Source organism: Mycoplasma sp. 4013, from assembly GCF_054353875.1.
Genome location: NZ_JBTHHK010000003.1, coordinates 62311 through 88250 on the forward strand (window position 1 = coordinate 62311; position 25940 = coordinate 88250).

Here is a 25940-nt window from a genome sequence, read left to right on the forward strand (position 1 = left end):
TTCCTTAAAATTTAATATATAACTCTACTGAAGAAATATTATTTTTTTCAAATGATACTTTTCGCATCTGCCCTTTTTTATTTCATCTAACAAGTATTTTATCATCAAAAACTTCCAATAATGTGACTACAAAGATATTATGTGATTCATAACTTTTAATTGTTTTTATTTTTATTTCTTTATTTATATAACTTGTTAAATCATTGATATCTAAATCCGTTTTTAAACCCTTTGATAAAACTTCTAAATTATATTCATCTTTAAACCAATTTTGAGTGTTTAAAAACATTGAAACTTGTTTGGATAATTCTTCAACTTGCTTTAAGTCAGTAAACTTACTTGTAATTTCTAAAGTTTGTCCAAAATCATTTGAAACCATTTTTGCATCCAAAATATTATCACCAAATTGTTCAATTAAAATTTGTTTATAGTTCATTTGACTCCTTAAAATAAGAAAAGTTGCACTGACGTACAACTCCTTATAATTCATAAAAAAGAGAAGTTGTTATATTATAGCAGTTTATGATAAAAATTTATTATTAATTTAGATTTTTTATTTTATATTAATAAGATTAAAAAATTATTTATGATAAGTTATATTATTTTTAATTGTAAAACTTCGATATATTTGTTCAATAAGCATTATGCGAAATAATTCGTGTGGAAAAGTCATTTTGGAAAAATTTATCTTATTTTCAAAATATGATTCATCAACTCCGTTTGAACCTCCAATTACAAAAGTAACATTATCAATATCTAAAAACAAATTACCGAATTCTATTGAATCATATTGTTTTGCATTGGTAGATAAATAAAATACTTTTGAGTTTTTAGGTATCTTATCAAGGATTAATTGGGTTTCTTTTTTTATTTTCAAGTCAATATTATCATTTTTTTGTTCTTTGATTTCTATTAAATTAATTTTTGCAAAAAAAATAATTTTCTTGATATATTGTTTATAGATATCTTGGTATTCTTTTGATAAACTTCCAACAGCGATAATATTCAATTTCATTACTTTTTGCTACCTAAATAAAACATCAACATTTGTATATCAGTAGGATTTATCCCGGAAATCCGAGATGCCTGACCTATGGTTTGTGGTCGAATTGCTTCAAGTTTTTGTCGAGCTTCTGTTGCTAAATTCATCACTTTCTGATAATCTATATCTTTTGGTATTTTTAGTGAATCTAAGCGCGACATTTTTTGTGCTTGGATTTGTTGTTTTTTAATATAACCATCTAAACGGATAATGGTAGTAAGTTCATTTTTGAATTCGAAATCACCTAGTACTTCTTCTGCTTTAACATCTGGTCGGGCTAAAACTTTTAACATTGAAACTCCATTTTCTATTCCATATTTTTGTGCTAATTGTGACTTTGAAGATAAAAATTCTTCACTCAGTTGCTTTATTTTTGCATCTATGGTTTGATATTTTTTTAGTACATAATCATATGTTTGTTTAGAAACCAATCCGATTTGATAACCATATTTAGATAAACGTAAGTCAGGGTTATCATTACGCAATAACAATCGATATTCAGCTCTAGATGTTAACATTCGATATGGTTCTTTTGTTCCTTTTGTTACCAAATCATCTATTAATACTCCGATATATGCATCATCACGCTTTAAAATTAATGGCTCTTTATTTTCTAGATTTAATGCAGCATTTATTCCTGCAATTAATCCTTGTGCGGCTGCCTCTTCATATCCACTTGTTCCATTGATTTGTCCTGCTGTATAGAGATTTTTAATCACTTTTGATTCTAAGGATGGTTGGATTTGTAAGGGATTTAAAGCATCATATTCAATTGCATACCCTCATTTTTGGATGCGACAATTTTGTAATCCTGGTATAGTTCTTAACATCCTATCTTGCACATCTATTGGCATTGATGTTGACATCCCGTTTACATATATAATACTTCCATCAGCTGTTTCAGGTTCAAAAAAGATTTGATGACGATGTTTATCTCGAAAACGCATTACTTTATCTTCTATGCTAGGACAATATCTAGGTCCCACCCCTTCGATTAAACCTGAATACATAGCAGATTTACCAATATTTTCTTCAATTATTTTGTGTGTTGCATCATTTGTATAGGTAAGATAACATGAAATTTGTTTATCAAGTTTGATGTTAGAACGGTTTGAAAAAGTCAATATAGTATCTTCTAAGTCTTCTTTTTCTACTTGTGAAAAATCTATTGAATCGGCATAAATTCGAGCAGGTGTACCAGTTTTAAGGCGTTGAAGATGCAAACCCAATTTTTGTAGTGATAAACTAAGTTTTGGTGTAGTTTTTTGATTATCAGGTCCGGATATAGTAATTTCATCTCCACGTAAAATTCTTGAATTCATATATGTTCCAGTTGTGATCACTAACACAGTTGTTTTTATAACACTTCCATCTGATAAAACAACACCAACTACTTTTTTTTCTGAATCTGTTAAAACTTCTTCAACAACCGCTTCAATTAAATCAATATTTAGATGCTCATTTAGTGCTTTCGCAATAATATTAGAATATTTATCTTTGTCTATTTGAGCCCTTAATGCCCTAACAGCAGGACCCTTTGATTCATTTAACATCTTAATTTGAATCATCGCTAAATCTGAAAAATATCCCTGAACTCCACCTAATGCATCAATTTCACGAGTTATAATCCCTTTTGCAGGACCCCCAATCGACGGATTACAAGGCATCATCGCTAAACGCTTTAAATCAAATGAAATTAATGCAGTTTGATAACCTTTATTTCCTAGAGCAAAAGCAGCCTCCACACCTGCATGACCACCACCAATAACGATTGCTTGATAACTTTTTTTCATATTTACCTCTTTAATTTTTATTATATTAAAAATGTTATATTTTTTTAGCAAAATTTTTAATTTGTTTTGCTTGTGAATTAAATCTTAATATCTTTGTGTATAAATCCCTTTATTTTCTTTTTTTACTATATATAACATAAAAAAGAAAATAAATTTCTTTTATATAGCTCCAAAACAAAAATCGTTAAATTATTTTAATATTTAAAAATTCTGCTATAATAGCATAACCCATATATTTTTATATGGTCAGCATAAAGAGTATGGTAGTTGACAACGAAAACCATTGCCAACCGGTTTAATACACGGTGGAGAGTCAGGGGATGTATCCCAACATGCAAATGACCATCTTTATGCTCCTATTTAACTAATAAGGAGTTTTTTTATATGAGAAAATTATTTACCAGCGAATCAGTTGGAAGAGGACATCCAGATAAAGTCTGTGATCAAATTTCAGATGCGATTTTGGATGCTTATTTAACCTTAGATCCATGTGCTAAAGTTGCAGTCGAAACAATGGCCAGTGGACACAACATCTTTATAGCAGGGGAAGTTAAAGCAACTGCTGATATTGATGTTATTGAAATTGCTAAAAATATCTTAAAATCCTTAGGATATTACACTAACGAAACAAGTTTTATCACAGACATCCGACACCAAAGTCCCGACATCGCTCAGGGAGTTGAATTAGGTGATGAAATCGGAGCAGGCGATCAAGGGATAATGTTTGGTTATGCAACTAACGAAACCGATGTTTATATGCCACTTGCGATTACAGTTGCACATGAACTTGTCAGGGTGGCTGAAAAACTTAGAGTTAGCGGAGATTTTGTATGAGCAAAAGCCGATATGAAATCGCAAGTTACCTTAGATTACAGCGATCCTGAACATACAAGTGTTGATACAGTTTTATTAAGCATTCAACATTCAAGTAAGTATGTTGAATCCGAATTTAAAGATTATATAGTGCAAAAAATCATTTTGCCAACATTACAAAAATTTAATTTAGATGCTCCAAAACACATCCTAATTAACCCAACCGGACAATTTATTATCGGTGGACCTATTGGGGATACTGGCTTAACAGGACGTAAAATCATTGTTGATACCTACGGTGGAGCATCGCGACATGGCGGTGGAGCTTTTAGTGGTAAGGATGCTACCAAAGTTGACAGATCTGCTGCATATGCTGCTCGATGAGTGGCAAAAAATGTTGTTGCAGCCGGTTTAGCAGATAAAGTTGAAATTCAAATTGCTTATTCTATTGGAATAGCAAAACCTATTTCGGTTATGGTTGAGACATTCGGGAGCGAAAAAATCGCTAAAGAAAAAATTGAAAATGCAATTATTAATACCTTTAATCTCACACCAAAAGCAATTATCGAAGCACTTGGATTAAGAAAACCAATTTATGCAAAAACAGCATATTTTGGACACTTTGGTAGAAATGATATCGATCTACCATGAGAGCGACTTAATAAAGTTGAAGAATTAAAACAATATTTAAAATAATTACCTAAGTTGACACTTTAAAATACTATAATATTAAGAAAGGATTTTATGGCAAAGTTTATCGATGAAGTTAGCATATTATTGCAAGCTGGTAAAGGTGGAGATGGGATGATCTCTTTTCGTCGCGAGGCGCATGTTGATAAAGGTGGCCCAGATGGAGGCGATGGAGGTCGTGGAGGAAACATCTATTTTGTTGGTGATTTAGGTAAAAACACCTTGCTTAGTTTTTACAAAAACAAGCATATTACAGCAGAAGATGGTGTCAAGGGTGGCCCAAAAAATCTTTACGGTGCTAATGCTAAAGATACTTATATCAAAGTTCCAATAGGAACCTTGGTATATAACGGGACGAAATTAATTGCTGATGTTATCAAAGCTGATCAAGCATATTTGGTAGCAAAAGGTGGAAAAGGTGGTCGCGGTAATAACAAGTTTAAAACCGCTAAAAACACAGCACCTAGAATTGCTGAAAACGGTATGCCTGGAGAAAAATACCAAGCACATATAGTCTTAAAAATTCTTTCTGATGTCGGTGTGGTAGGTAAGCCTTCAGCAGGAAAATCGACATTTTTAAATTCTATTTCAAATGCACATGCAAAAGTTGCAGAATATGAATTTACAACCTTAGTACCACAATTAGGAATGGTGCAATTTCATCAAAACTCTTTTACCGTTGCTGATTTACCTGGTTTAATTCAAGGTGCCGCATTAGGTAAAGGACTTGGAATTCAATTTTTAAAACACATCGAAAGATGTAAAGTCATCGCACATATTATTGATTTTGGTTCAGAAGATAAAAACCCGATTTTAGACTATGAAACTATTAATAATGAACTAAAATCATATAATTTAAAACTTGAATCAAAACCACAATTAGTTATAGCCAATAAATCTGATTTAGATGCTTTTAATGTGCATTTAAAATCTTTTAAGGATAAATATCCTGATGTTAAAGTTATTTCGATATCTGCAATTTTTCATCAGAACTTAGAAGTTGTTAAAGCTGCTTTATGTGAACTTATTTCAACTACTCAATTTCAGACAATTACTGAAGAAAATGATTCAGTAAAGGTTATAACTTATGAACCAGATTTTATTGTAAAAAATCCTTATAAAGGATACTTTGATGTTAGTGGAAAGAAAGTTGAAGAACTTTATTATAAAATTCCTATTAACACTTATGATAACTTAGTTCGCTTTAATAACATCCTTAAAAAAATCGGTGTATGAGACGAACTAATTCGTCGCAACATCCAAAAAGGTGATATCGTTGCAATTTATGGTTTTGAGTTCGAATGAGATGACCAAGAATAGGGGGTAATATGATATCTATGTTTAAGATTCTCCCGAAAAATCTGAAGAATCGGATTTGATTTGGAGTATCTTTAATCTTATTAAATGTAATTATAACAATGTTTATTCCAATTTTTATTGCTCAATTTTTACCTCTGTTGATTAATAAAAGTGGAACATATCACATAGTACTTTTCAATCATATAATTTATCAATCTACAAATTTTTCTAATACATTAGGTCTACTTTTAGGTGTTACCTTAGGATTAATCGCTTTTTCTTCTTTTGTATCAATGATGGGTCTTTTAATCATTGTCTGATCAGGAGAAAGAGCATCAAATTTTTATCGCGATAAACTGTTTGCTAAATACCAAAAGTTATCATTAAAAGAAATTGCACAAATTACACCAGAAAGTCTTATCACTCGGATCAACGACGATGTTGCAGTCTTTTGAGAGTTTTTAGTTGGAGCAAGCACTACCTTAGTTAAAGCTCCTTTTTATATCATTGCTGGTTTAGTTTTTGCATTTTTAACTGATGTTCCTTTAACATGAGCGATTATTGCCGTAATTCCTTTGCTAGTTTTTGTAATGTATTTTATCTTTAAATTTGTTCGACCATTAATTGCGCAAAACCGTAAAAACTTGGATGCAATTACCAAAGAATCTGATGAAAACATCCTAGGAATCAGATTTATTAAAGCATATAACCTGCAAGAGCAACAATATAGCAAATATCAAAGCGCAACCAATAAATGAAAAGTTAATGAACGCGGAATTTTTTCACTCTTTTCATTAGCAATGCCTGCATTTTTCTTTATTACTAACTTAATAATTATTATTATTTATGCTGTCGCATTTGTGACAATTCAAAAAAATCCAAATACTAATATCCCACAATTAATTGCTAAGATTAATACATTTATTGAATATGAATTTATTATCGCACTTGGTATCAGTAGTTTTAGTCAATTTTTAGGAACTTTTTTCCGCGCTCGTGTTTCTGCTAAAAGAATTTCATATGTCTATAACTTCAAAAGTTCAGATAAATTATTTCCAACACATCTTAATACAAATAACGATAAAAACAGCTACAGCATTGAATTTAAAAACTTGAATTTTAAATATTTTCAAACATCTGAAGATTATGTATTAAAAGATATTAATTTTAAAATTGATGCAGGTCAAACCTTAGGAATCATCGGACCAACTGGTGCTGGAAAATCTACCTTAGCAAACTTATTGATTAAAAATATGCAATATACTGACGGAAATATTTTAATCGATAACCAAGAAGTTAATAACCTTGATACCAACCAAATCCGTAAAGATGTCGGGATTGTATACCAAGATGCTTTACTTTATTCAGGTAGCATTAAATCTAATCTACTTTTTGCTAAAGAAGATGCTACTGAACTACAAATTCAAAAAGCACTCGATTCTTCATGTGCAAACGAATTTGTTAATTCGTTTGCAGATAAACTTGATCATGTTGTAGGACAACGTGGCAAAAACTTATCAGGTGGACAAAAACAACGTCTTTCGATTGCTCGAACCTTATTAATTGAACCAAAAATATTAATTTTAGATGATTCTACCAGTGCTTTAGATAACATAACTACTAAAAACCTTATTCATAATTTGTCAACAAATTATCAAACCACCAATATTATCATTTCACAAAAAATTAATTCTATCAAGCATGCTGATAAAATTATCGTTTTAGACAAAGGTAGAATCATTGGACAAGGCAGTCACGATGAACTCCTACAAACATGCCAATGATATGCTGATGTTAACTTTAACCAATTACAACAATAAGGAGCATAATGACTAAACATTCAAATTGACGTGCTTTTAAGGTTTGAATTTCTTTTATTAAAGAAGATAGAACTATTATTTATTGAGCATTATTGTTTTCTGTTTTAAATGCATTGGCTTATATTGGTGGCAGTTTTTTAATAGGATTTGTTATTAACCACTTTTTTGAACCTCTAGCAAAAGGTAATATCGCTTTTGAAAATATTTCTATCACACAGTTTGCTTTGACTCTTGCTGGATTAGGTGGATGTTATTTAATATATGCCATTTTTCGTTATTTAGAAAATAGCATTTATGCTAAAGTTGCCTTTTATGCAGCGGCAAGGGTGAGAAACAAATTAATGCATTCGCTGTTAGAAATGCCAATTAGTTATTATGATAATAATAAAACCGGGAACCTTATTTCAAGCTTAATTGTTGATTGCAATAACATCGCTTTATCGCTTTATCAAGGGCTAACCCAAGTTATTAATGCGATATTTAACATCTCGATTGCTATTATTGTTATGTCAATGGTATCTGTTTATTTAACATTAATTGTTGTTCCGTTTTCACTTTTGATGTTTGCATCAGTTGCAATTGTAATTAGACGTTCACAACCATACTTTATCAAAGTTCAAGAAGCATTTGGAGAACTTAACTCTTTTGTCGAAGAAATGTTAGCAAATACTAAGGTTACAAATGCATTTAACCGTCAAGAATTAATTAATAGTGAGTTAAAAAAGATAACCAAAAAAATTCGTCAAATTGCTTTTCGAGGTGATTTAATTACCAAGAGTCTTGAAACTATTTATTATGTGATTTCAAACTTAATTATCTTAATTATTACAGCCATTTCAGCAGTATTTTATTTATTTTCAGTCCCTGTTTTAGGTGTACCTGGGTTAGGTGCAGGGGTGGATGGAAAAGCAACTGCTGCATTAATTTTTACTTATACATCATTGAATTGAAACTTTATGGGACCTTTTCAAGCGGTATTAGGAACTGTATTTCAAGCACAAGTCGGAATTGCAGCAACTACCAGAGTTATTCGCATTTTAGATGCACCAATTGAATCGCATCAAAATGAAAAAATCCACATTGTTAAAATCAGATTTGATCAAAATGAGCAAAAATTCATTGAAACTAACACAAATGATCCATACGCGTTTGCAGCATATAAATATAATCAAAACAATACCGTTAGTTATGCATCAGTGAAAGGGGAAGTTGTTTTTGATAATGTTTTCTTTAAATATAATCCAAATTCTTCTAATTACCAACTTAAAGGAGCTTCCTTTAAAGCTGAGCAAGGAAAAGTGATTGCGATTGTAGGACCAACTGGTGCTGGTAAAACCACAATTATTAACTTAATTTCAAAATACTATGATTACCAACAAGGAAGCATTAAAATCGATGGAAATGAGCTAAAGGAAATCAATTCAAAAGACTTGAAAGACATCTTAACTATTGTGCTACAAGATTCCTTTTTATTCAATGAAACTATTTTAGCAAATCTTAAAATGACCAATCCAAATGCAAGTATGGAACAAATTGAACAAGCAACCCAAATGACACAAGCACACCACTTTATCCAAAATATGGAAAAAGGATATCAAACACAAATTGAACATAATGGAATGAATATTTCACAAGGTCAAAGACAACTGCTTTCTTTGTCGCGAGCAATTTTATCAAATCGTAATATTTTAATTTTGGATGAAGCTACATCTAATATTGATTCAAGTACTGAGCAGATTGTTCAAAAAGCAATGCTGCATCTGATGCAATATAAAACTTCATTTATTATTGCTCATCGACTTAGCACCATTAAACATGCTGATTTGATATTAGTAGTAAATGACGGAGAGATTATTGAAAGTGGAACACATGAAGAACTTCTAAATGCAAAAGGCTTTTATAATAATCTATATCGGTCACAATTTAGTAACTAATACAACCTATGGTTGTGTTTTTAATAATGTTTGTTTATACTAAAATTTGATATCATTTATCTGAGTTAATTTATGTTTATTAACAACTTTATTAACAAGTAAAATCAATATCTTTGCTTGTTTTTAAAATACACAACATAAGCATTTTTGGATTTTAACATTCTTAAAAAATTAACTTTTTACTTGAATTTATAGCACTAAAAATTTTTTTACCATATATATATATATATAAGAGAGTATAATTTTATTCTATGAATTTATTGTGTGTTTTTTTGTTATACAATTTTTATACAGTCAATATATATAAAAATAACAAAAACTACAAAATTAAATAAGTAAAATATAAAGGAAGAAATTATGACTAACAAAAGAAAAGGAATAATTTTTGTTTCATCTGCTGCAGTTGCCGCTACAACTTTCACAGGACTAACAATAGGAATTTTATATGATCGCAAACAAGCAAGTGATCAATATAAAACCTTATATAATAAAACTTTAAATGATATAAAAAGGGTAAACATCTCTGATGAAACTAAGAGGCTGCTTTTTGCAGATTTATCTAAATTACCAACTACATATAAGACCCCAAGACAATTTGAATATCTTGCAGAAATAAATAAGAAAATCACCGATGCAGCAGTTAATTCAGTAAATAACAAGTTAAATGAACTTGTGAATTTTGATTCTAAGGTTACTACTTTTACCAATCTTGATGATTTGATTACATTCAACGATGCTCTTGATAAATTACTTGAATTCGATAAATTACTTCCAAAACTTAATGATTCTAAGGATAAGGATGAACTTATTGCTCAGGCTGCACAAGCGACTAAACCAGAGCAAGTACAACCTTTAATTGATCGTCTTAAAGAATTAATTGATAAACAAGCAAAAGAGTTAGCAAAACTAAAAGAAAGCGTTGATGCTAAGATTGCTAAACTTCCATCAGTAATTCAAGATAACTTTTTAGATTTACGTGCTAGAGCAGGAGATGATAAAGAAAAATTACGTGAGTTATCTACTTTATTAGATAAAACTCAGTTAGTTGCTGATAAAGCAAAAGAAATTCAAAATATCTATCAAAGAGATGACGTATATCAAGATATGACTACATTAGCTCCAGGTGATGAACTACCTGGTGGACAACTTGATACCATTAACAAAAAAGTAGATGAAATCTTAAATTCAGAAGAAAATCGTGATTTAGAAGACTTAAGAAAGCAAGTACATGAGTTAAATAATGCTCTTGATGATGAAGCTGCTAAAAAAGATTTTTCAGATAAAATTGATAAAGCTGGAAACATCCCTGAACTTGTTGAGATTCAAAAACAAATTGAAGATAAACTTAGAGCAATTTCTGGGGTTGAAGGATTGTTAAATTCTAAAAAGAAAATTTTAAAAGACAGAGTTAACAAATCAAATTTACCTGAAATTATTAAACAAAGATATCTCGATGATATCGATAATGCTAACCTTTTATCAGATTTAGATAACATCGAAACTGAATTAAAAGGTGTTTTAGCAATTGAAGATGCTAGAAATGCTGCACGTGCTCAAATTGAAGCACTGAATAATCCACCTAGAAATGAACTTTTAAACGAACTTAATAATGCTAATACCTTAGAAGATATTAATAAGGTAGGACAAAAAGCACTTGATTTGTTAAATGTTGCTAAAAAAGAAGCCAGAACCAAAATTCGTTTACTAGATGGTGATTATGATAATAAAAACCGTTTAGATGTTGCACTTGTTGATGCTAAAACACAAAAAGATGTAGTTGATTTAGAATTAGAAGCAGAACGTATTTTCCAAAAAATTAAAGATAATACCCAAGATGATATTAATAAAATCGATCCTAATGGTGAATTTAGTCAATTTAAAAAAGAACTACAAAGCAAACTTACTGATTTAAATAATAATCCAAACGCTATAGCAAAAGACTATTTAGACTTATCTAAAAAAGCAAACACCGTTGATAACTATGAAGAAGCTAAAAAGCGTGCTAATGAATACTACAATAAATTAGATGATGAAAACAAAGCCAAAATTACTAAAGAATATAACACTATAAATTCAGCACAATTCGATCCTGAAAAACTTTTTGATCCTAATGATAAAACCACTAATCAAGCCTTTAAAGCAGTTTTAGATGCTAAGGAAAAAATCGAAGATATTTATAACTTCCAAGAAAACAAAAAAATAGCACAAGACGGAATCGATAAAATTGAAAATGCTACTAAAAAAGCAGAATTTAAAGATCGTTTATTAAAAGTAACTAACAATGCTGAATTAGCAGGATTAATTTCAGATATTAAAAACTACCACAAACTTGAATCAGATAATAAACTTACCAACGGACAACTTGAATATATTATTAATAAATACATCAAAGATCCTAAGAAGAAAGCAGAATTATTAAATAACCTTAAAAATGCTACAAGTGATTCAAGTGGAAAAACAATTGATAATCAAAATACCATTTTTGATAATCTTTCTAAAATCCGTAATGAAATTACTAATAGTATTGATGCACAAAACCAACTTGATTCACAAAAAGAACAAATTGGTGCTTTAATTGACCGAATTAGCGATCCTGCTAAAAAACTTGCTTTTCGTGATAAATTAGTTGATGTCAACGATCCAAATGCTGCAAATGATTTATTAGTTTCGATTGATAATCAAATTAAATTACAAAACGAACAATCACATTTAAACAACCTAGCTGATAATATCATCGATCCAAAAGCAAAACAAGAGTTTTTAAACAAAATAAATTCACTGCCTGATGCTGCTTCTGGCGCTGCCTTAGCAGAGCAAATTAATAAATCCTTAGCAGACCAAGATGCAGCACTAGCGGCTGCCAAAACTGCTGCTAAAGATAAATTAGGTTTATTATCGAATGCTAATCCAAAAAAACTAGATTTATATAACCAACTTTCTAATGCTAAAACACCACAAGAAATTAAAACTATTTCTGATCAAGTTGATTCATATATTAACGAACTTAAAGATCAAGCTAAAAAGGCTATTGCTCGCACCGAAGGTGGATTAACTGAATATAACGGAGATTTAAAGCAAAATTTAGAATCTTCTTTTGGTGCATCACAAGTTGAAGCCGCTATCCAAAATGTTATCGATCAAGCTAACAAAGCATTCTCAGATGTTCATGATAAAGTTATTGATACATTAGATGGAGATGGAAGCACAGCAAATCCTGGTCTTAAAGATACTGACAAAAAAGCTAAATATGCACAAGATATCATTAATTCAAATACCATTAAAGACTTAAATAATGTTTTAGATAAAATTAATAAATCTATTGCATATGAGCACGCTCATGATGCTGCTGATGCACAACTACAAAATGTGCAAGATCCACAAAAAGCGGCTGAATTAACCAAGGAACTAGAAGCAACCAAAGCCAACGAAGATACTCCGGGTGCGAATGCAATTTTAGATAAAATTAACCAACAAATAGAATCTGAACACAATGAAATTGCTAATTTAGTAGCACAAACTAAAGAACAAATCAAGAAATTATATAAACCAGAAAATATCGACTTATTCAATAAACGTGCAAATAAACCTGACTTAGGTTTATTAGATGCTCGTGATATGCTTAAAACCATCAAAAATACCATCGCTTTAGAACAAGATGAATTAGCTAATAAAAAAACACAAGCTCGCAAAGATACACAAGCTCGTTTATTAGCAGGCCCAAAACTTGATGAATTTAAAGAAAAAATCCAGAATGCACAATCTCAAGTAGCTGTTGATGGTGTTATTAAAGAAGTTGATGCATATTTACAATCTTTAAAAGATGATGCAAAAGCACAAGCATTAAAACTTAACGACAACGAAGGTCTTATCCGTGATATTGATGCTGCAATAACACAAGCAGCTATTGCTGCAGCTAAACAAACCGCAATTACTCGTTTAAACGATGCTAAGGCACAAGTATCGAATCGAATCGATGAAGTAATTAATGTTGTTGCTGCTGATAATAAAGCATTAAAAGATGCTTTAGCTGCTGCTGATAATCAAACACAAATTAATCAAGTAAATAATGACATTGATGCTAAGTTAGCTGCTTATAATGCTGATACTAAAGCCGATGTAGCCCGTTTGAATAACCCCGATGCTGATCACATCATAACTTCCGAACACTGAACTACCCAATCCATTTCAAAACAACAACGTGATCGTGTTTCAGATAAAATAAATTCTAGACTTTCAGAATATGATGCTACCCTCGCTAAATTAGTCGGTGATAATACAATGCATAAAAAATATGCTGATATTAAAGCGGCTATGGATACATCAAAAGTTAAAGAACAACAAATTCTTGACTATATTTCTGAAATGAATGCTGCTTTTGAAGGACAAAAACAAAATGATTTAGGATTACTTTCTTCCGTTACAAACAACGAACAAAAAAGCGTCTTGAATCAAATGGTTAATACTGCAGCAACCATTCAAGATTTAAACGATGCTAAAACTGCAATCCAATTACAAATTCATAAAGAAGCAGTTTTAGCAACCTTAGATTCTAAAAAACTTTTCCCTGAACAAAAGACTTCATTTAATGTATCTATCAATGGAGCACAAAGCGAAGATGCATTGAATCAAGTAATCAAGGACTTGGAAGTCAAGGATGTATATAACCGTGCTTTACAACCACAAATTAATGCTGCAACTGCTGCTAATAATAATATCGACTTGGATGAATCAAAAGCAACCAAAGATGAATATGCACAATTAATCAATGATGCTCGAAGCAACGAGGATGTTGCTGCTGTTATGGCTAAAATCAAAGCATTCTTAGATGCTAAAAAGGCTGAAGCAAAAACTCAAGTTGATAAACTTACTGGTAGACAATCTAGAGAAACCGAGCAAGGTAATCTTGATAGCACCCAAAGTGAAAGTGGATATAAACAAATTAAAGATGCAGCTGCTAAAATCTTCTCAGATGAACAAGCTGATTTAAAAAAACTATTAAATGGATATACATATACTGATAATAATCAAAAAGTTCAAAGTGTAACAGGGGTAAGTGATCAAAGTTTTAAAGATGCTGCATTAAAAGCAATTGATAATGCTGCTAATATGGGAGAGTTAGATGCAGAACGCATTAAAATCAATAATCAAAAGACTCGTGAAGGTATTCAAAAATTAATTGATACAATTCAAGAAAGTACTAATAAAGCAAAACTGCAAAATGATTTAAATCAAGCTCAAAATGCAGAAAGTTTACAAAAAGTCGAAACTGAAGTTAATAATAAACTTACAGATCAAAGTAATCAAGTTACTGCTTTAAAAGCGCAAGTTAAAGAAAAATTAAATGTTTTAAATAGTTCTAATAGTGTAAGAAGCAAAATTGAAAGTACTATTGATAACCAAACTCAAATCTCTAAACTAAAAGAGGATTCACAAAAAATTGATACTGAACTAAAACGCATACGCGATGAAGTACAAAAAGAAATTACCCAAAAGATTCAACCTACTAATCGAAATAACGAAAATCCTGGTCATCTTAATAAGTATAACGAACTTCAAGAACAAGTTAAAAACGCTCGAACTGATGAAGATTTATTAAGAATTAAAAATACTATTATCCCAGATTACCTTAAATCAGTTGTTGCACAATATAAAAGTAAAATCGATAGCAGTTTAGATGCAACCGATGCAAAAGAATTTGATACAAAACTGCAAACAGCTGAAAAATTTGTTCCTACTGCAGCAACTCAAGGTTCTGGGGGTTCACAAGGTGGTTCAACAATACCTGGAAGTGGGTCTACCAGTTCAACTACCCCTGCTACCAAAGATTTATCTACTGTCAACCAAATTGATGATGTTCTAAAACAAGCTCAAGATAAATTAAAACAAAATGCAGAAACCCTTAACAATAAAGTTGAAGATGCTAGCAAAAAAGCAGAATTTACCAAAGAATTAAATGATGCATATAATCAAACTAATACCGGTTCAGTATTTGTTAATAAACTTGAAAAGATTAAAGAAGTTTATGACAAGATTCAAACACAAAGACAACTTGAAGAAACTAACTTAAAAAATCTGAAAGCACAAATTACTAACCAAATTAATGCATCACTTAATGATTCTGCTAAATCTGCTAAAAAGACTGAATTAGAAAATGAATTAAAATCAGCAGATACATCTACTAAAGCAAATGATGTAAAAACAAAAGTAGAAAAAGAAATTACCGATGCTAAAACTACAGCAACAGCAGTAATTGAAAAATTAAAAGGTAATAACAGATACGATAATTTAAAACAAAGACTTGACCAAAGTAATGATTTAAATAACATCAATACCATCCAAGCTGAAGCAAACAAAGTTTTAAATGACTATAAAAATGAAGTTACTGCTGCGATTAATCAAGTTGAAGATAATTCTACTAAAACCAGATTAACAAGTGAAGCAAATGATACCAGCAAACAAACATATACTGAATTATCTAACATCAAAAACAAAGCACAAATCAAATACAAACAAGAACAAATTACTAAAGAAATTAATCAATTATGAAACAAAGATAATTACCAAAATCAAGTTAACGCCACCGATGTTACCTTAGATAAATTAAACAACATCGAATCGCAAGTTCAAGCCGCTAAACGCAATCAAGATACTCAATTAGCTCAAGCTAAAACCGAGGCTAAACAATATATTGATAAAGCAAGCAAAGCAAATCAATATAATAACGAGCTACAAAATGCTACTACCTTAGATGCTGTTAAAACTGTTAAAGATAAAGCGATTAAAGATGTTGAAACTGCTAAGAATGCTGCATTAGCTGAACTAAATAAACTACAAGGTTCTCCAGATTATAATACCTATAATCAACTTATCAACGATACATCTAAAACAGAAAGTGCTTTAAATCAACTTAAAACTAATGTTGAACAAAAAATATCACAAGCTCGCACTGATGCTGAAAATGCTATTAATGCTACATCTGCATCTAATAAAGCAGAATTAATTAAAGAATTAAAGGATGCATCTAAAACAGATACATATGCAAAAATTAAATCACTTGAATATGCTGCTAAGGTTCAAGAAAAAGCCGACCCAATTAAAACAAGTATTTCAAGCATTTTATCAAGAGACCAAAGTCCATATACTACTCGATTAACTAGCATCACTTCTACTCATCCGACATCTGAAGCAGATATGAATCAGAAACTTAATGAACTTAATCAATTATCTGCTGATGTAACTACAAAAAATCGCGAACAAACCGTTGCAATCCAGTCTGCTTTACAAGCATTTAACCAACAAGTAGAAAAAATCGATGTATCGACTGATAAAAAGAATGAATTTAAAAACCAAGCAGGAAGCAGTGATCCACAAACTATTAAAGATGCTGAAAATAAAGTTACTGAATATCTAAATTCTAAACAACAAGAAATTAATAATTTACTGAATAAATTTATTCCAGTGAATGAAAACGGAAACAACCGTAAGCAATTTGAAAATGATTTAAAAGGTGCTCACAAAGAATCTGAATATAATGCTTTAAAAGCAAAAATTGAAGCTAAATTTAACGATATTAAAGCAAAAGCTGAAGTTGCAAACAAAATCTTTGGTAATGAAAAAGATTCAGAATTTAATACTGCTAAAACAACCGATACCGAAAAAGCATATACAGATTTTACTAACAAAATAAACCAAGAATTTAACAACCTTAAGAACCAAACCAAAGCTTCTTTGGATGGTATCACTAATACTTCTGAAAAAGCAAAATTACAACAACAAATTGATTCAGCACCTACTAAAGCAAAAATCGAAGAAATCAAAACTCAGATACAACTGCAAAAAGACAAAGAATCTGCACTAAACGAAGCAAATAAACTTTCAGATTCTAATGTTCAAAAACAAACTATTATTAATGCTATAAATAATGCTACTACATCTGCTGATGTAAATAATCAAAAAACTGCTGCAACAAATGCTTTAAAAACTATTAAAGATAAAGCAACTAATGATTTAAATAAAATTACTGGTGACGTAGCACATGTGCAAGCGCAACAAAACTTACAAAATGCTACCACCGAAGATCAAATTAAAGCAGTTGAAAACACTATTGCAACAACTCTTGCAAATAAGAAAAACGAAGTGCAAAATGAAATCAATCAACTTAGTTCAAATCCTTCAAGTCTTTCTACAACTGGTAAAGACACCATTAATGATTTAAATAATTTAAAGAAGCAAGTTATTGAAGAAGCTAAAAAACAAGCAAAAACTGAAGTAGATAAAATTGCTGCAAATAATTCAGAAAAAACTAAGTTAGAATCACAACTTAATAAAGTTGCATCAGTTGAACAAGCTAATGAAATCAAAAAGCAAGCTGTTGCTCAACAAAATCATGACCAAGCACTTGCTAGTGCCAAAAATAATGCATTACAAATTGTTAATAAATTAGCAGATACAAATAACAAAAAGAATGAATTAAAAAATGCGATAAATGCAGCAACTGATCCTACCGTTGCACAAGCAAAAGGTCAAGAAGCACAAAATATTTTAAATAATCTAAATAATGAATTCACCAAAACTAAAAACCGTTTTGATGCTAATTCAACAGATTCAGTGTTTGTAGCAAACCAACATCCTGCTGACAATGAAAAAGCAATTACTGATGCAACTACTGCTTTAAAAAACGAATTAGCAAAAATTAAGGATAACGCATCTGCTGCTGTTGAGAAGTTAAAAGTTAATACAAGCGCAACAAATGATTCTTCTGAAAATAACGATTATAATCAATTAAAAGAAGCACTTAATAAATATATTACCAATAATCAAATTAATGATCAAGCAACCGAAAGTGCTTTAAATAACATCATTAATCAAGTAAATCAAAAACTTAATAATAAAAAATCAGCTGTAAAAACCCAAGTTGATGCACTAACACAATCGCAAGAAAAAACCAATTTAGAAAATCAACTTAAACAAAATGATTTAACTAAAGATACCTTAGTAGATATTGAAAATAAAGCCAAAAGACAAAAACAAGTTGATGATACTATTGCATATATTAATAATAAAAAATTAAATTCTGATGGGGTTAATAACCAAAGTATTATCCCTGATACTGATAAAAATAACTTTATTAATCGAGCAAAGCAACCAAACGCAAATCTTGAGCAAATAAAGCAAGAAGTTGATAATAAATTTAATGAAATTAAAAATTCTTTAAAAGCTGCTAAGGATGCTGCAAAAGTAGAAATAAATAAACTTCCTGTCTCACAAAGAACTAATTATCAAGTTGATACGCTTACAAAAATAGATGATGTTAATGCTAAAAAAACACAAGCAGAGTCTACTTTAAATACTATTCGTAATGATGTACAAACTGAAATTAATAAACTTGGTAGTTCACAAAAATCTTATTTAGAAAGCAAAAAGAATCAAGAAAACAACGACGGACAAAAATTATTAGATCTAAAAGAAGAAGCAAAACGAATTAAAACCAAATCAGATGAAGTTAGCTCTTATATCGATTCACAATTTGCAAATAATAATGCTCAAAAAACTTACTTTAAAGGTCAAGTAAATTCAACAAACGGAGATAACGAAACAAAACTAGATTCATTAAAAGCAAAAATTACTAAGGTTGCTGCTAAGGTTACTGATGTACAAAATACATTAAATTCAGCTGGATTGCCACATAATGAAGTATTACAATTTACTACTGAACTAGGTAATGCACATGATGAAAGTACATTAGATACTTTAAAAAACAAAATCTTAGTTGCTAAGGCTAAAAATGATGCACAAAGTGAAATTAATAAATTAGATAATAATCAAAAATCAACCTTACAGAGTGAATTGACAAATAATAGAACCCAAAGCATTGATTCATATAATACAATCAAAAATAAAGCAGTACAACTTAAAAAAGATATTGATGCAGCTCAAAGTGAAATTAATAAATTACAATATGGTAACCAAACTGATTTAAAAACTAAATTATCAAATGCTAAGGATTCATCAACTGCAACAAAAATTAAAAATGATGCAATTACTTTAAAACAACAAGTTGATGCTGCTAAATCACAAATTGATACTATTTTAAACGACAGCAAATATGCATCTAAGAAAAATGACTTAATTAACAATTCATTATATAATGCAACTGATAAAAATAGTATAGATTCTGCTGTTAATGAAGCTAAAAAGTATAAACGTGGTGAAGAAATAAAAGAACTTAAAGATCAAATATCTGGATTGATAAATCGCCTAAGTGATCAAAGTAAGAAAAATGATTTTACCAACAAAAACAATGCAGTAAATAATCACGATTATACCAATGAATCAACTTATAATAGTGATACATCTACTTTAAATAATTTAAAAGCAGAAGTTTCAAATTATTTAAATCAAAAGAAAACTGAAGCACAAAATCAACTTAACCGTCTTAGTTCAACTGGTGCTACCAAAGTATCTAACTATGATTCATTGAAGAATTTAGTTAATTCAGATAATACCACCGAAAGCCAATACCAAAAAGTAGTTACTGATGTAAATTCAGAAATTAATAAACTTAAAGATGATGCTTTAAAAGAAATTAATAAACTACCAAAAGAAATTATTCAATCAAATAATTTAATGGATGGATTAGATGCTACTAATGTAACACAACAAACAATCGAAAATAAAAAGGCTTTAGCAATAGCTCAACAAAAAAATAAGGAAAATATTGCTAATACGATTATTAAACGTCTCGATGGAATCGATGAGCAAAGTAAAAGCAAATTAGCAGATGAATTATCAAAAGCTAAAACTGATACAGAAAAGCAAGATATCATTGATAAAGCACAAGCATCATATACTAATACCATTAATGATATTAAAGATGCTTTGGGAATATCTGAGATTAATCAACAAGGTAGTGGTGAAACTAAAGATCAAACATATAAAAATATCCTACAAATTAATGATGCTAAGAAAAAAGAAATTGAAAAAGCGATATCTGATGGAGATAGTGCTAAGTTAGCAGAGATAAAAAAAGAAATTGATGCTAAGAAAAAAGAAATCGCTGATAAAGCCAAAGCAGAAGAACAAAAAAGATATAATGATGCTGTAAGCAAATCACAAAAAGCATTTAATGATCATGGATTATTAGGTTCTAATAGTGGATATTCTAATATATATACAGATGAACTAAAAAATCTTGCTGAAAGTTTAAATGAAAAGCGAGAATCAATAATAAAAGATAATACTTTATCGCAAGATGAAAAAATCACTAAATTAACAGACATTGAAAAACAAGCTAATGCTATATTCATGGGTATAAGAAATCGTTTATCTCACTACTTAGAGGTAATTAAAACAAAAGATCCATCATTTTATAGTTATTATTACGAAGAATATATTCATCCTTTTAAAAGTATTAGAGATATCGATTATGCAACATTTAGATATCAAGAGATCATCAATAAATACAATGAATCACAATTTAATGATCAAAAACAACAAATTCAAAATCTAAGAAATCAACTTAAAAACATCATCGCTCCTTTAGATGGTGATGCAATGTATTCGCAACTATTTACACAAGCAGATTCTACTACAGATAACTCATTAGTATCTAAATTCCAAAATATAGTCAGTGACAGACTTGAAAAATTAAGACATGAAGCTCTTGCTGCAGTTACTGCAAAACTTGGTGATGCTACAGCAGCTAATAATAATAATAATAAACGTGCTGATTGAAACAACCGTATCAATAACAGTTCTACTAATACTTATAAAGCATTTAAAGCAATTATGGATGAAATTAATAGTTATGTTCCAAATTCACAAACTGATGCATATGTTGGTGAACAAGGTGATCACGACGCTAATGTTGCTAATGGTAATTTCTTTGATACCAAATCAAATCCATTATTCGGATGACAACGATTTAGATTACCTGATAATGTACAAAAACAACTTTCGAATGCAATTGCAAATTCGACTGGTGATGCAAAAATTGCTGCACAAAAGAAATTCTTATATTCTTTATTTGACTACCGTTCATTCCAAGTCTTTAAAGAATATCTATTAAACAACTTCTTTAAGGTAAATCCACAACCACTTACTGCTGATATTACTTTCGATGTAAGTAAAAAAATCAAAGAGTGAGCACCTACCCAAATATCTGGTTTAGAAACAGGTGATTCACATATCGGAAATTACTACAAAGAACTTGCTTTAAAATGATATCGCTATGTAACTAGTCCACAACCTGGTAAGGAAACTACAAATCAACCACAAGTTACTTTATTTACCAAAGAACAAGCAAACTTCATGATTGGAGAAGTTATGAACCCACGTGCTAAGAAGTTTGCTCGTAATGTTATTGTAGAATCAAAACGACTTACCTTTAATCAAAAAGTTAAATATTTAGACTTATTGGCTAAATCCGTTTCTAGAAATGACATCTTAACAGTATTGAGAAAAGTAAATGCAGATGATCCAACCTTACCGACATCTATTTCGCCAAACTATTCTGCTTCACATTATTGAAAATATGATGATACCGACTGAATTAGAAACAATATCCCTGGTTCAAGACTTGATCCAGCTTGACCACAACTTTATAGTATTGACACAAGTTATGGTGGAGTATATATGAACTTTGATAAAATTAAATAGGATTATAAAACTAATGCAATTTGCGTTAGTTTTATTTAAATCTGATTTAGAAAAATTTTTGTTTTGTTTGTTTTGGTATGATATAATAAAAATAATGGATAAAAAGCAAGAAATAAAATTTATTGATTTATTTGCTGGTATAGGTGGATTTCGACTTGGTTTAGAAAGTAATATAACCAAGTGTGTTTTTGCTTGCGAAATTGATGCACATGCAGCAACAATGTATCAAGCAAATTTTGGTGATGATCCTAGTTGCGATATTAGCAATCTGGATGCTAAGAATATTCCAGATTTTGATATCCTATGTGCTGGGTTTCCTTGTCAAGCATTTTCGATATCAGGAAAGCAAAAAGGATTCGACGATGCAATTCGTGGAACCTTATTTTTTGATATCATTAGAATCCTAAAGGAAAAGAAACCAAAAGCATTCATCTTAGAAAATGTTGCTAATTTATTAAAACACGATAAGGGAAATACCTTCTTTATTATGCAAAAAACATTAACTGAATTAGGATATACAGTTTCATACAAAGTTTTAAATGCAAAAGATTTTGGTGTTGCTCAAAATCGAGCAAGAATTGTAATCGTAGGAAATAACCAAGGGAAAGTGTTTGATTTTGATAAAATCAAAATCAATCCAGTTAGTTCAATGAAAGAATTTTTAGATAAGGATGCTAATGAATATCTAAATCAAAATGAATACACATTATTAGATCAATCACAAATAAAAATACAAAAATCTGGATTGATTTTTATCGGATATCGAAATAAAAAGATTCGTAATAAAGGTATCGATAAAAAAACCTTACATCTATCAAGAGTGCATAAGCAAGTGAATCGGATTTATTCTTCAAGAGGACTAGTTCCAACAATAACATCGCAAGAAAAAAGTGGAAGATACTTTATTTATGACAACAATAAAGTCAGAAAATTAACCTTAAATGAGTGTTATAAGCTGATGGGTTTTCCTGATGACTTTAAGAAAATTGGGTCAACTTCAAAATTATATGAAAGAATCGGCAATAGTGTTTGTGTACCGATGATAAGGCAAATTGCTAATGAAATGATACATCAGTTTTGAGATAATAGGGAGAATATGGATATAACAACATTTTTAGAAAATATTTATAAAGAGTCTTTGACTTTCACATCAGTTGACAAAACAAATTTAAATAATAAACAAAAACATAATATTCAAATAATAGTTGATCACGAAGAAGGTTATAAAGGGGTTTTTACAGTTTTAGTTACTTCCTTAGTCTATAAAATTCTACATCCACATCAAGACATTAGATTACATCAAGCAAATATGAAAAATGGATATAGTGGAAGAAGTTTTGATGCAAAATATATTACACCTTTTTTAAAACAAAAACAGTTTTTAGGTGCAATGAAGGAATCAGGATGAACAACTAGAACCTTAGAACAAAATTTCGCTTATAATTTAGATTATCCAGGTAAAATAAGTAACATAGATATCAAGAATGCATTTTTAAGTATTTTATATGATGTGCAAGAATTAAATATTGATCCACGGTTATATTTAAAATCTCTGTTTGCATTAAGTATTAAACAAAAAGAGATAAAATCTGTGAATATTTTAAATCCCTTTGCTAATAAGACACAAATAACAATTGATGATATTATTAATCTTTTAAATCGACATTTTTATTACAATTATAAATCACGCGGTGCATCAATTCTACCTGTTATTGCTTTATATAGCATCTATCAATGTATCCTAAAAGAAAATCATAGATATAAAGACAAAATTTTAAATCCACTTAGTTCGCACTACAGTAGTGATAAAAGTTCCAAGAATGTTGCTGATATAATCATCAAAAATAAGGATGGTTCACTATTTGAAGCAATTGAAGTTAAATTTAATATAAAAGCTAATGATATATTACTTGCCGATTCATACATAAAGTTTAAAAACACTAGTATCCAAAGATTTTATTTGCTTTCTACGGTAAAGCAAGATGAAACAGAAAGAATTAATCAACTTATCAATAAAATCAAACTTGAACACGGCTGTCAAGTAGTTGTAAATGGTGTATTAGAATCGATAAAGTATTATCTAAGACTTTTGCATAATACTGAAAATTTCATCGAAAATTATATTAACAATATGAAAGAAAACAACGAGATAAATTCTGAGCATAAAATTGCTTGAAATCATATAATTAATGATTTTAAAAATACATAAATATGTTTAACAACAAAAGGAGTATAATATTATAATACTTCGAGAAAGGATGATATGAAATATTTTAAGTCAAACTTATTAAAATATATATTAGCTATCTCTCTTTCTTCTATCGGTTCTGAAGCATTTAAACTTAGTAGTTCATTATATATCTTTAAATTTACTGGTGATTTTTGAATCGTTTCTCTGCTTTATATTCTAATGCAACTTCCTACCTTAATTACTTATTTATTTGCTAATAAAATTATAAAATTTTTAAAAGATAAAAATGCTTTATTTTTGGCAGATATATTAAGTGTTATAACACTTATCATTCCCTTTGTTGCTTTCTTTTTTATATTCAAAAATGCACATACACCTTGATTTTCTTACTTATTACTTTCTATTAATATATTAATTTCCTTAATTCACTCATATCGATTTATTCATCTAAAAAATATTGTATATCATTATGCTAGTTCACAAAAAGAGTTAAGAAACATTAATACTGGATTTTCGATAGCTATTTCACTTGGAATATTCATATCACCAATACTTTCTTTATTTTTTGTGTATCTGGAATTTTATTTATTAATCCTATTCAACTAAAGTAGGACAAAAAGATTAACAATTAATTCTGTTAATCTTTTTGTCCTACTTTATAATTAGTTGTTAATCTTTTATTCCTACTTTAAAACGGTATTAATGTTATTTCATTATTCTACTGAAACTTCTGCACCAGCAGCAACTAATGTTGCTTTAATTGATTCAGCTTCATCTGAGTTAACATTTTCTTTAACTACAGCAGGAAGTGCATCAACAACTTTTTTAGCATCCATAAGTCCAACACCTAAAACTGATTGAACAGCTTTAATAACTTGAACTTTCTTTCCACCATCTGATTTTAATACAACTTTGAAACTTGTTTTTTCTTCAACTGCAGCTTCTGCTGGGGCAGCAGCTACTGCCATAGCGGCCATCGGATCAATTCCAAATGCTTCTTTCATTGCTTCTACAAGTTCCATTACTTCTTTAATAGACATTTCTTTTAATGATTCTACAAATGTTTCTTTAGTTAATTTTGCCATAATATATTCCTTTCGTTTATTTGATATTTTATTTATTATTCTGTAGCAGGTAAATTTTCTGCATATATTTTAAGTGCCATACCTAGTTGTTGTAATGGTGACATCAATGATCTTGCAAGAATAGCAAGTGCTTCATCGTATGTAGGTAATGTCGCTACATCTTTAACACCTTTAGCATCAACAACTTTACCATCGAAGGTTCCGGCTTTAATTACCATTAATTTATGTTTTTTAGCAAATGCTGTAAGTAATTTCGCTGCTGACATTTCATCGTTTTTTGAAAAAACAAAGATGTTTGGACCTACTAGAAATTGTTCTAAATCACCTAAACCGGCTGCTTTTGCTGCAAGTTTAAATAAGCGATTTTTATATACTTTAACTTCAACATCTAATTTAGTAGCTTCATTTCTTAAATTTTCTAATTCAGAAACTGATAAACCACGGTATTCAGCAAAAGCTAGTGCTTGTGATTCTTGAATCTTTTGTGAGATTTCTAAAACAACTTCTCTTTTAGCTAACTTAAATTTTGATTCTGACATAATGCCCCCTTTCGCATAATTAAGCAATACAAGAGCAATCTTAAGGATACACTTGGTAACATAATTAAGCAATTTTG

12 protein-coding genes are annotated in these 25940 nt (G+C 29.7%); 7 read left to right on the top strand and 5 right to left on the bottom strand.

Annotated features, from left to right (window positions below; genetic code table 4):
- Window positions 1-4 precede the first annotated feature (4 nt).
- From ACXYRO_RS01630 to mnmG, 3 genes are all read right to left on the bottom strand, one after another.
- Window positions 5-436: an LSm family protein gene (locus tag ACXYRO_RS01630; RefSeq protein ID WP_435128526.1), complete on the bottom strand. Its 432-nt coding sequence runs from the start codon at window positions 434-436 to the stop codon at window positions 5-7.
- Between the two features lie 144 nt (window positions 437-580).
- Entirely contained in the window at window positions 581-1015 is a 435-nt protein-coding gene (locus tag ACXYRO_RS01635; protein ID WP_458607265.1) for a 23S rRNA (pseudouridine(1915)-N(3))-methyltransferase RlmH, read from the bottom strand.
- Entirely contained in the window at window positions 1015-2835 is a 1821-nt protein-coding gene (gene mnmG, locus ACXYRO_RS01640; protein WP_458614118.1) for a tRNA uridine-5-carboxymethylaminomethyl(34) synthesis enzyme MnmG, read from the bottom strand. The genes ACXYRO_RS01635 and mnmG overlap by 1 nt, the downstream gene beginning before the upstream one ends.
- A 384-nt stretch (window positions 2836-3219) precedes the next feature.
- On the opposite strand from mnmG, the gene metK reads away from it, so the two are divergent.
- From metK to ACXYRO_RS01675, 7 genes are all read left to right on the top strand, one after another.
- Window positions 3220-4344 (top strand): methionine adenosyltransferase, encoded by a 1125-nt coding sequence (gene metK / locus ACXYRO_RS01645; protein ID WP_458614119.1) that lies wholly within the window; start codon window positions 3220-3222, stop codon window positions 4342-4344.
- Between the two features lie 48 nt (window positions 4345-4392).
- Window positions 4393-5658: a GTPase ObgE gene (obgE, locus tag ACXYRO_RS01650; RefSeq protein ID WP_458614120.1), complete on the top strand. Its 1266-nt coding sequence runs from the start codon at window positions 4393-4395 to the stop codon at window positions 5656-5658.
- A 17-nt stretch (window positions 5659-5675) separates the two neighbouring features.
- On the top strand, window positions 5676-7457 hold the full coding sequence (locus ACXYRO_RS01655) for an ABC transporter ATP-binding protein (protein ID WP_458607268.1): 1782 nt from the start codon (window positions 5676-5678) through the stop codon (window positions 7455-7457).
- Between the two features lie 8 nt (window positions 7458-7465).
- Entirely contained in the window at window positions 7466-9391 is a 1926-nt protein-coding gene (locus ACXYRO_RS01660) for an ABC transporter ATP-binding protein (protein ID WP_458607269.1), read from the top strand.
- Between the two features lie 357 nt (window positions 9392-9748).
- Window positions 9749-22048, top strand: a complete 12300-nt coding sequence (locus ACXYRO_RS01665) for a hypothetical protein (RefSeq protein WP_458614121.1) — start codon at window positions 9749-9751, stop codon at window positions 22046-22048.
- Between the two features lie 94 nt (window positions 22049-22142).
- On the top strand, window positions 22143-24257 hold the full coding sequence (dcm, locus tag ACXYRO_RS01670) for a DNA (cytosine-5-)-methyltransferase (protein ID WP_458614122.1): 2115 nt from the start codon (window positions 22143-22145) through the stop codon (window positions 24255-24257).
- A gap of 54 nt (window positions 24258-24311) precedes the next feature.
- Window positions 24312-24845 carry a hypothetical protein gene (locus ACXYRO_RS01675; protein WP_458597509.1) on the top strand — a complete coding sequence of 178 codons (534 nt, stop codon included), beginning with the start codon at window positions 24312-24314 and terminating at the stop codon, window positions 24843-24845.
- A gap of 107 nt (window positions 24846-24952) precedes the next feature.
- Here ACXYRO_RS01675 and rplL read toward each other — a convergent pair whose 3' ends face one another.
- Together rplL and rplJ are read right to left on the bottom strand one after the other, a co-directional pair.
- Complete coding sequence (rplL, locus tag ACXYRO_RS01680; RefSeq protein ID WP_458597510.1) at window positions 24953-25324, bottom strand: 50S ribosomal protein L7/L12; 372 nt, start codon at window positions 25322-25324, stop codon at window positions 24953-24955.
- 35 nt (window positions 25325-25359) lie between these two features.
- Window positions 25360-25863, bottom strand: a complete 504-nt coding sequence (gene rplJ, locus ACXYRO_RS01685) for a 50S ribosomal protein L10 (RefSeq protein WP_458597511.1) — start codon at window positions 25861-25863, stop codon at window positions 25360-25362.
- Between the last annotated feature and the right edge of the window lie 77 nt (window positions 25864-25940).